At 31.7% G+C, this 8748-nt stretch carries 8 protein-coding genes; 4 read left to right on the forward strand and 4 right to left on the reverse strand.

From position 1 onward, the window contains the following. Window position 1 precedes the first annotated feature (1 nt). The 4 genes from Q0543_RS08340 to Q0543_RS08355 form a co-directional block, all read right to left on the reverse strand. The gene (locus Q0543_RS08340; protein WP_299251232.1) at window positions 2-997 is read right to left on the reverse strand and encodes a hypothetical protein; all 996 of its coding nucleotides are present in this window, start codon (window positions 995-997) and stop codon (window positions 2-4) included. Between the two features lie 51 nt (window positions 998-1048). Continuing rightward, complete coding sequence (locus Q0543_RS08345) at window positions 1049-1579, reverse strand: hypothetical protein (RefSeq protein ID WP_299251233.1); 531 nt, start codon at window positions 1577-1579, stop codon at window positions 1049-1051. Window positions 1580-1812: 233 nt separating this feature from the next. Next, window positions 1813-2805, reverse strand: coding sequence for a hypothetical protein (locus Q0543_RS08350; RefSeq protein ID WP_299251234.1), 993 nt, complete (start codon window positions 2803-2805; stop codon window positions 1813-1815). Between the two features lie 70 nt (window positions 2806-2875). Then, window positions 2876-4060 carry a helix-turn-helix domain-containing protein gene (locus Q0543_RS08355; protein WP_299251235.1) on the reverse strand — a complete coding sequence of 395 codons (1185 nt, stop codon included), beginning with the start codon at window positions 4058-4060 and terminating at the stop codon, window positions 2876-2878. Window positions 4061-4250: 190 nt separating this feature from the next. Between Q0543_RS08355 and Q0543_RS08360 the strand changes: the two genes are divergently transcribed. From Q0543_RS08360 to Q0543_RS08375, 4 genes are all read left to right on the forward strand, one after another. Further along, window positions 4251-4847 carry a hypothetical protein gene (locus Q0543_RS08360; RefSeq protein WP_299251236.1) on the forward strand — a complete coding sequence of 199 codons (597 nt, stop codon included), beginning with the start codon at window positions 4251-4253 and terminating at the stop codon, window positions 4845-4847. Window positions 4848-5134: 287 nt separating this feature from the next. Then, window positions 5135-5398 (forward strand): hypothetical protein, encoded by a 264-nt coding sequence (locus Q0543_RS08365; protein ID WP_299251238.1) that lies wholly within the window; start codon window positions 5135-5137, stop codon window positions 5396-5398. A 3-nt stretch (window positions 5399-5401) separates the two neighbouring features. Further along, entirely contained in the window at window positions 5402-6409 is a 1008-nt protein-coding gene (locus tag Q0543_RS08370; RefSeq protein WP_299251240.1) for a HAMP domain-containing sensor histidine kinase, read from the forward strand. 324 nt (window positions 6410-6733) lie between these two features. After that, on the forward strand, window positions 6734-8748 hold a 2015-nt coding region (locus tag Q0543_RS08375; RefSeq protein WP_299251265.1), incomplete at its 3' end, for a glycosyl hydrolase family 8.

Consider the following 8748-nt stretch of genomic DNA (forward strand, 5'->3'; position numbering starts at 1 on the left):
ATTAATAGATATATCCTTGATGTACTTGTTTGTTCTGATTGTCAAAAGAAGAAATGATAGAATCGTCAAGTTCGAATGTATAAACTTTAGATACTGTCGGAAAATCATCTCCATAAATTGCTAAAACACCCGTATTATTGTCATGTGCCATACATATGTTCACATATGCCCATGAACTTAAGCCTGTAATAATAGTTTTTGTTATTGAGGTTTTGGCTGAAATATCTACAATACGAATTTTAATATCACCTCCATTACGATATGGAATAACAGCTTTACTTCCATCTACAGTAAAAGTACCTTCAAACAAATCATCCGTACCTTCAAAAATTTCATCATGGTACCTACCTCCAGCTCCATTATCCATGGTCAAATCCATAATGCCTGCTTTCTGATTGAAAGGGGTTTGTTCACCGTTTAACAATATAAACCTTCTGTCAGTTGAAATATCTGCAAATTCATCATAATATGAAGTTTTTTCATCTAAACCCGTTCCATCAGTATTCATTGTTGCAAATTTTACAGAATTAGATGTATTATTTTTACGAGCAAAAAATATTTTCCCATCCTCGCAATATTTTATTGCAATAATTTCCTCTGTTGTAGTAGAAAATAATTGACTGTCTGTATTGTTATCTAAATCAAAAATCCGAATTTGATTGGTAGCCAAAAAACCTGTTACAATATCAAAATGCCCTTGAACATCGCTATAAATAAACGAAGTCCCATTTCCCGACAGTGCTAAATCTCTAATATAGCTACTTGTATTTACGCGTCTATTTAGAATCGTTTTTTCGATGTTTCCAGAAGAAGACACCTTGATTACTTTTGCAGTATCAATTATATAATACGTTAATCCGGATGGATTTTGAAATTTTCCCGGTTGATTCGTTGGAATGGGTGCTGGAGATTCTTCTTTTTTACTTCCGCAATTTATTAGCGTTAAACTAAGGAAAATAATTAACGCACATGCTGAAATTTGTTTTAGCCTTTTCATGATTTTATATTTAGATATTTTTTTTTGAAAATTGAATGCATTTTCCAATAATTATTCAAAAGTTATATCACCAGAAATGAGAACCTCTTTCTTGGTATCATCTCCAAATTGACGAGGAATTTTAATATTTGAAAATATTAAATTTTTACCTGTTAAGGTTACAATATCATTTCTACTCTGATAAATCGTTGTAAACTTCCCATTAATATATTCAGAAACGGTTATCGCAACAGTTGAAATTTTATCATCCCCATGTTCTACATTACCTACTGAAATTTGTAATTCATAATTTGGGTTCTCTAAAGAAATAGAAAATGGATTGCCTCTTACAATAAATGTACTTTGTATTTTTGTAGGAATATAGGTAACACCATCTACTTGAAAGGACCCAGAACCTCCTATTGTTGTTTCCGTGGGAGGTATAGTTGTACCACCACCATTGGGATTCGTCCCTCCTCCACCATTTTGATTCGTTCCACCACCACCATTTGGGTTTGTTCCTCCTCCACCATTTTGATTTGTTCCTACTCCACCATTATTTGTTGCTGGTGCAGGATCATCTTCTTTTCCCCCGCAATTCACTTAGGTTAAACTTGCAAAAATGATTACAAGCACAGAAAATAATTTTATTTTTTTCATAATGAATAAATTTTGATAATGATGAATAATTATTAAAACATTAAATTTATTATTGTTTCGAAAATTATTTAAAGAAATTATAATGGTCTTTTTATAAGAGTAAATAAATTTTTATATAAACGTAATCCTCTTTAAAATTACTACTCGATTTCTCAAGAACTTTTAGTTTTTACTGATTAGTAGATATAGGCTTTATTAACAACCCAACTCTTCGCATCAAAAGAAGAAATAGCAGTATCATCCAGTTTAAAAAGGTATATTTTTGATTTTTCTTTGGATTGGTTTCCAGGAACACATAGTGCAACACTATTATTATCATTAGCAATAGTAATCCCCGCAAAAGAATATTGACCAACACCTGAAACGATTGTTCGGGTGGTAGCTGTTTTGGTATCCATATCAACAATACGAATGTTTATATCCGTGCCATCAAGAAAAGGAATGACAACCTTTTTGCCATTTGGACTAAATGTTCCATCATATACGAAATCGGAACTTGAAAAGAATTCTGAATGATATGTTCCAGTTCCACCGTCCAATGTTGAATCAACGATGCTTACAGATGGTGGGGATCCTAATGTATAAATACTTAAAAGCATAAATCTTCTACTTGAAGTTATGTCTACCAAATTGGTAAAATATCCTTGAGATTCTTTTAGTCCGGTACCATCACTATTTATGATATAATATTTAATGATATCATTATCGAGTTTATTTTTAGTTGCAAAAAATATTTTTCCGTCGGCACAATATTTTACAACAAAAATGATTGCATCGGTAGTAGAATAAATTGAATTATCATTACTTTTTTCCAAATCAAATATTCGAATTTGATGGGTGAAGATATAGACAGTTCCATTGGAAGCTCCTTGAACATCGATGTAAACAAATTCAGAGCCATCTGCACTTAGGGATAAATCATTAATATAACTACTATTACCAATTTTTCTATTTACAATGGTTTGTTCATTGGTACCATTAATTGAATATTGATAAATTTTTGCTGTATCTAAGGTAAATAATTTTGTTGCAGATGATCCAGAAGGTGGCTGATTGGGATTATTTGTACCAGATGTATTCACAACAGGAACATTCGATTCTTCTTTTTTACAAGAAAAAAGTACTGAAACAATTAAAAGTATTAAAAAATGAGTGTAGATTTTTTTCATAGTATGGATCGTATGTTTTTGTAAAAATACGTACCCAATGAGTATTTAGCTACATTTTATGCGTTCGAACTTATGCGTTCGAACTGATTTGATCCTTTAAAAAGCTAGAAGGTGTTAACTGAACGTGCTTTTTAAATACAGTAAAAAAGGTTGTTCTAGAACTAAATCCAGCTAACATACCAATTGCTTCAATTTTAAGATTCTGAAATTCAGGATTTATCAATAGCTTTTTTGCTTCCTCTACTCTATACGTGTTTATTAAATCATAAAAGCTTTGATTGAATACCGAATTAATACATTGAGACAATTGATGAGAAGTTACCCCTACTTTCATAGACAATAATTTCAAGTCTAAGGATTTATCCAAGTATATTTTTTCTTCCATCAAAAGACATATTAACCGCTGTGCAATTCCGTCCTTATCATTTTCATCTAAAAGGGATTTGCCATATTTGCGTTCTTCTTGATTACATTCGGCAAACATATTAAATTCAAATAATTGATTTTTATATATTTCATACTCAAGAATGGTAAAAACAGCACGATTATCAAACGCTCCATATAATACATAAAAATATATAAAGGATGTTATAATTGGAGTAGCTATGATATCTGCATAAATCAGATAAGCCGGCGGAAGGAATATACCCGTTAATACATAAATATTAAAAATAATTATTGTTAATAATATAATTACTTTCAAAAAGTTTTTAACCCAACTATATTTCGTCGCATCAATGTCTGTAAAATAAGAACTAACCTCTTTATAATATTTTTTTTGTAAACGCCATCCCACAACCAAATAGCCAATGATATGAAGCAAAACGGCTACATTAAAAAATATATAAAGTATATCTTCGCCATTTTTAATATTATTGATCATAACGATTTCTTCTTCTTTTGTTAAAAAAAAGAAATACATCATGATTAATAGTGATAGAATAGATGGAATAAAATGTAGTACACTCTTCCATTTAAATTCTAAAGGTCGCCCGAACATGATTTGAAAATAACTTAATATAGCTGGACCAAATAAAAAATTAAAGAAATATGTTAAATACAACAAAAAGAAATACGGTTGTATCACATTCAAATACAACAATAAATTTGAAACGATAGAAAAAACAGGTATTGCTATGATGAATGCGAGAGATCTATTGGCTATTGTATTATTTTTTCTCAACATCAAAGCAGATGTCATGATAATAAAATTAATAGCGGCAATTAGATTTAATAAAATGATAAATATTTTCAAAATCGATTGTTTTTATTTTATTGATTAAAAAACAAGACTAATAAGATACAACTATTTTTTTAGCAACAAAACATTAAAATTCAATCTCAAATATACTAAGATTATAGACGATAAATTAGATTATATTAATGATTCTTATCTTTTTTATCCCAATAAATATTCATAATATGGATGAACCTAATCCATATTTATGACAGCGAAAGAATTATTTATTGAATCCGCATATACCAATATCAAAAATGGGCTCATCAAAATACCTGCAGACCAAAAGCAGGATATATATGCAATATCGTTCTATTATTACATTGAAAACGATGACCTTCGATTTCCCACAATTCACGTAAGTTACAATACGAACCATCAATACAAAAAAGAAATAAAAAATGCCTCTAGCGAAGCTGAAGCAAAATGGAATTTTGCATTTTGGCTCCAAGATGAGTTGTTACGTATTGGTGGTCTAGATAATGCTTTATTAAATAATTGGTTCAAAGAAACACCCTATTATTATTCGGAAGAAGAAGATCAAAAATCACTTGATGATGAAGATTTGTTTGACGATTTATTTGAATTAGGAGATGCGTTTGACAATGAATTTATAGAAGCTATAATTTTACTGACAAAACGGGTATTCGACGAAAAAATAATTGATACCATCTTCGGAAAGCAGATACCAATAATCATACATGACTTAGAATATTATGAGGAACCAATCGATTGGACGATTAGAGCCAATCCAACTGGATTAGTTGATGAATTTCTACAAAAATATAATAATGGGTTTATTTAAGAATTGGTGCATTTGTTCAAAACAATTCTATTTATTTAGTAATGAATTTGCATATTTAACTGAATTTCAAACAAAAAATCATTCAAAAATAGCACCCAATAACTGTACTTAATTCAAAAAAAATAATTCTGTCTATTCTATTATCTTTATATAAATATGTGTTTAAACATGTGTTACATAAAGAAAACCAATAGAACTAGAATCCGTATAATCCCTTTCAATTATAAATATTAAAAAATATTGGTAGTACGTTACTATTTATCAAGAAATATTTTTCTATTAATAGCATGCAAGAAGAAAGTGAAATTATAAATTTTGTATTGAGTACACTCCTATTTTTTTATTTCTTATACGTTTTAAAGAAATCAGAGTTAAACGTACCTACGTTATGGAAATATGCCATGATTTTCATAATTCTTAGCAATGCAGCCACTATTATTGAAGGGTATTTCTATTCTAATTTTTTCGATTGTCTTGAGCACGCTCTATATATGGTTGCCGGATTATTATTTTTAATAGGTGCTTTCCGTTTTAAAACCTTCAAACGATAATTCATGATTGTTATAACAAACATACTGAGTATACTTTTATTTATAAGCACCGTAATTGTGTTGGTGATTAAAACACGATTTTTTCAACAGAACAGTGTTCCTATTACTCAAGTAATTTTCTCATTTATTTTAATAATTATTGGAATTAGTTTAGACACCCTTTATCATCTTGGGTATGGAAAACTGTTTGATACATATGGTGAATACATCGGCTTATTATTTTTCCCATTAATTATTCTTTCGATTTTCACCTTTTCATTAAATCGAGAATTGGAGAAACAAAAACAAAGTGAAATTTTATTGCAACATCAAAATGAAATTCTTGTTAAAAGGAATATGGAATTAGATAGTTTTGTCTATAGAGTTTCTCACGACTTAAGAGCGCCCATCTGCACTTCAATGGGACTAACAGACCTATCAATTAAATCTCTTGATATAGACGAAATAAAAACGTATTTAAATCTTCAAAGTTCGAGTTTAAAAAGATTGGATCAGTTCATAATTGAAATTCTGGATTATTCGAAAAACAATCATTCAGAAATTATCTCTGAGAATATCGAATTTGAATCCCTCATTGATTCTGCATTTCAAGATTACCAATATTTAAATAATAGACACATACATTTAGAAAAAAACATATTCATACAAACCCCATTTTGGAACGATCAACTTCGATTAAAAATAATTTTTAATAATTTAATTTCAAATGCAATTAAATTTCAAAAGACAGATTTTGAAAACCAAAAAATAGATATATCGATTCATGCAAATGAACAATTAGCTCATATCATCATTCGAGATAATGGAATAGGTATACGAGAAAATCACAAATCTGAAGTCTTTAAAATGTTTTTCAGAGGGTCAAACCAAACCACTGGATCGGGACTGGGTATGTATATCGTTAAAGATTGCATTCAAAAAGTAAATGGTACAATCCATGTTAAAAGTAATTTAAACGAAGGCACAACGATTGAAGTATTGATTCCAAATTTGTATTCACAAACCTCATAAAAAACAACTTTGAGCTATCTTATTCTCATTTTTTCCGAACAGTACTGAATGTACTCCTATTAAAAGCCTAAACTGGACAATTCGTTCTAACTTCTGTATCTAACAATTATTTTATTTTTTTTCATTAAAAGAGTGTCTTTCATCTATTTACTTTACTTTTTTAAAAAAATATAATTATTTCAATAAAATATATGGATTAAATTATTTAGATAATTGAATTTTTATATTTATTATTGTTATAGTAACAACAACGTTTTTCTTTTCTATACGTAACAGGCGCATTTTAAAAGAAAAACAGAGTTGAAAATCCCAAACCACCTGCATATGAAAAAAAGACTCCTCTCGGCAATTGTTTTTGCTTCGATTGTTTTTGCTAGTGCTTCCCAAGCAATAGCACAAACACAATCTTTCCCAGCAAACAAAACGTATAGTAACGGCTTGATGCCAACCAATAAAAATGGTCAAGATGCCGTAAGTAATTACAATACTTGGAAAACCAATTTTGTAGAAGCCTGCTCGAACGGTAGATACAGAGTAAAATTTGATGACAGAAGCCAAACAGTTTCTGAAGGTATTGGTTATGGCATGTTATTGTCTGCTTATGCAGGCGACAAAACATTATTTGATGGACTTTGGAATTATTATAAAGATAACCGCAATGGCAATGGGGTTATGAACTGGAAAATCAACGGATGTTCTGGTGCTATTGGGCAAAATGGAGCAACCGATGCTGAAGTGGATGCTGCTATGGCGCTTATTGTTGCAGATTATCAGTGGGGTACATCTGGATCTATTAATTATAAGACAGATGCAAAAGCACTTATTAATGCAATAAAAAACTTTGAAGTAGAAGGTGGCTCTTATGTATTGAAACCAGGTGATCAATTTGGCGGAAGTAACTTAACAAATGCATCTTACTTTGCACCGGGTTATTTCAGAGCATTTGCAACCTATATGAATGATAGTTTCTGGAACAATGTTGCAGATAAAAGTTATGTTGTAATCAACAACAACTTATCAGCGAATAACGCAGTGGGTGGCTTAGTATCTGACTGGTCAACTGCTAGTGGTTCTTATTCTAGTTCTGCAGGTGGCTATGCGAATGGTGGTCGTAACTATTCTTACGATGCTGCACGCACGCCATGGAGAATTGCAGTAGATTACGTTTGGTATGGTAATGCTAGCGCAAAAGCATATTCAAAAAAATCGTCTGATTTCGTTCGTGTAAACTTAGGCGGTTCTCAAAATGTAAAAGATGGTTATAGCCAAAATGGTAACAACGTCAGCAGTTATCACAACTCAACTTTTGTTGGGGCATTTGCTTCAGCGGCTATGGGTGGTGATAACCAAGCTCACTTAAATAATTCCTATTCTGATTTGAATGGCATCAACGATGCTGGATCGTATTTCAATCAAACATTAAAAACACTTTATTTATTCTTACTAACAGGTAATTTCTATTTACCTGGTGCTGCTCCATCCACTGGTGGTGGCGGTACAGTTGACCCTCCAGTTGTAGTTGTTCAAAAACCTTATGGAACGGCTCCTGCAGCCATTCCAGGTAAAATTGAAGCTGAGAAATATGATCTTGGTGGAACATTAGCATATAATGATGCTACATCTGGAAACGATGGTGGCGCATTTAGAAACGACGACGTAGATATTGAAGCAACTACAGATGCTGGTGGTGGCTATAACATTGGATACACAGCTGCTGGCGAATGGTTGGAATATACAGTAAATGTAGCAACTGCAGGTCAGTATGATTTTGCAGTACGCGTAGCCTCTACCTCTGCCGGAAAATCATTACACATCGAAATGGATGGTGTTAATGTTACTGGAACCATTGCAATTCCGAATACAGGCGACTGGCAAACTTGGCAAACGGTAACAGTTGCCAACAAAACACTTTCTGCTGGTACAAAGGTAATGCGTGTCGTTATGGAAACAGATGGTTTTAATTTAAACTATATCAATGTATCCCAAACTGCTACTGCACCAACAAACGTTGCTCCTACTGTTTCTTTAACAGCACCAGCAAACAATGCTACTTACACGGCTCCTGCATCGATTACAATTTCAGCAAATGCTTCGGATTCGGATGGATCAATTGCTAAAGTAGAATTCTTTAATGGCTCTACCTTATTAGCAACGGATGCTTCTGCTCCTTACAGCTATACATGGACAGGTGTTGCAGCAGGTACTTATAACATTACTGCAAAAGCAACAGATAACTCTGGCGCAGCAACTACTTCTGCAGCAGTATCAATAACGGTTACGAATCCTGCACCAACAAACGTTGCTCCTACTGTTTCTTTAACAGCACCAGCAAACAATGC

Origin of the sequence: uncultured Cytophaga sp. (assembly GCF_937863595.1) — a bacterium.
Lineage (GTDB): Bacteria > Bacteroidota > Bacteroidia > Cytophagales > Cytophagaceae > Cytophaga.

What these genes read in the sequence shown, in the direction of transcription:
- Q0543_RS08340 (WP_299251232.1), bottom strand. Translation starts at nt 997, where the DNA reads ATGAAAAGGCTAAAACAAATTTCAGCATGTGCGTTAATTATTTTCCTT.
- Q0543_RS08350 (WP_299251234.1), bottom strand. Translation starts at nt 2,805, where the DNA reads ATGAAAAAAATCTACACTCATTTTTTAATACTTTTAATTGTTTCAGTA.
- Q0543_RS08360 (WP_299251236.1), top strand. Translation starts at nt 4,251, where the DNA reads ATGACAGCGAAAGAATTATTTATTGAATCCGCATATACCAATATCAAA.
- Q0543_RS08365 (WP_299251238.1), top strand. Translation starts at nt 5,135, where the DNA reads ATGCAAGAAGAAAGTGAAATTATAAATTTTGTATTGAGTACACTCCTA.
- Q0543_RS08370 (WP_299251240.1), top strand. Translation starts at nt 5,402, where the DNA reads ATGATTGTTATAACAAACATACTGAGTATACTTTTATTTATAAGCACC.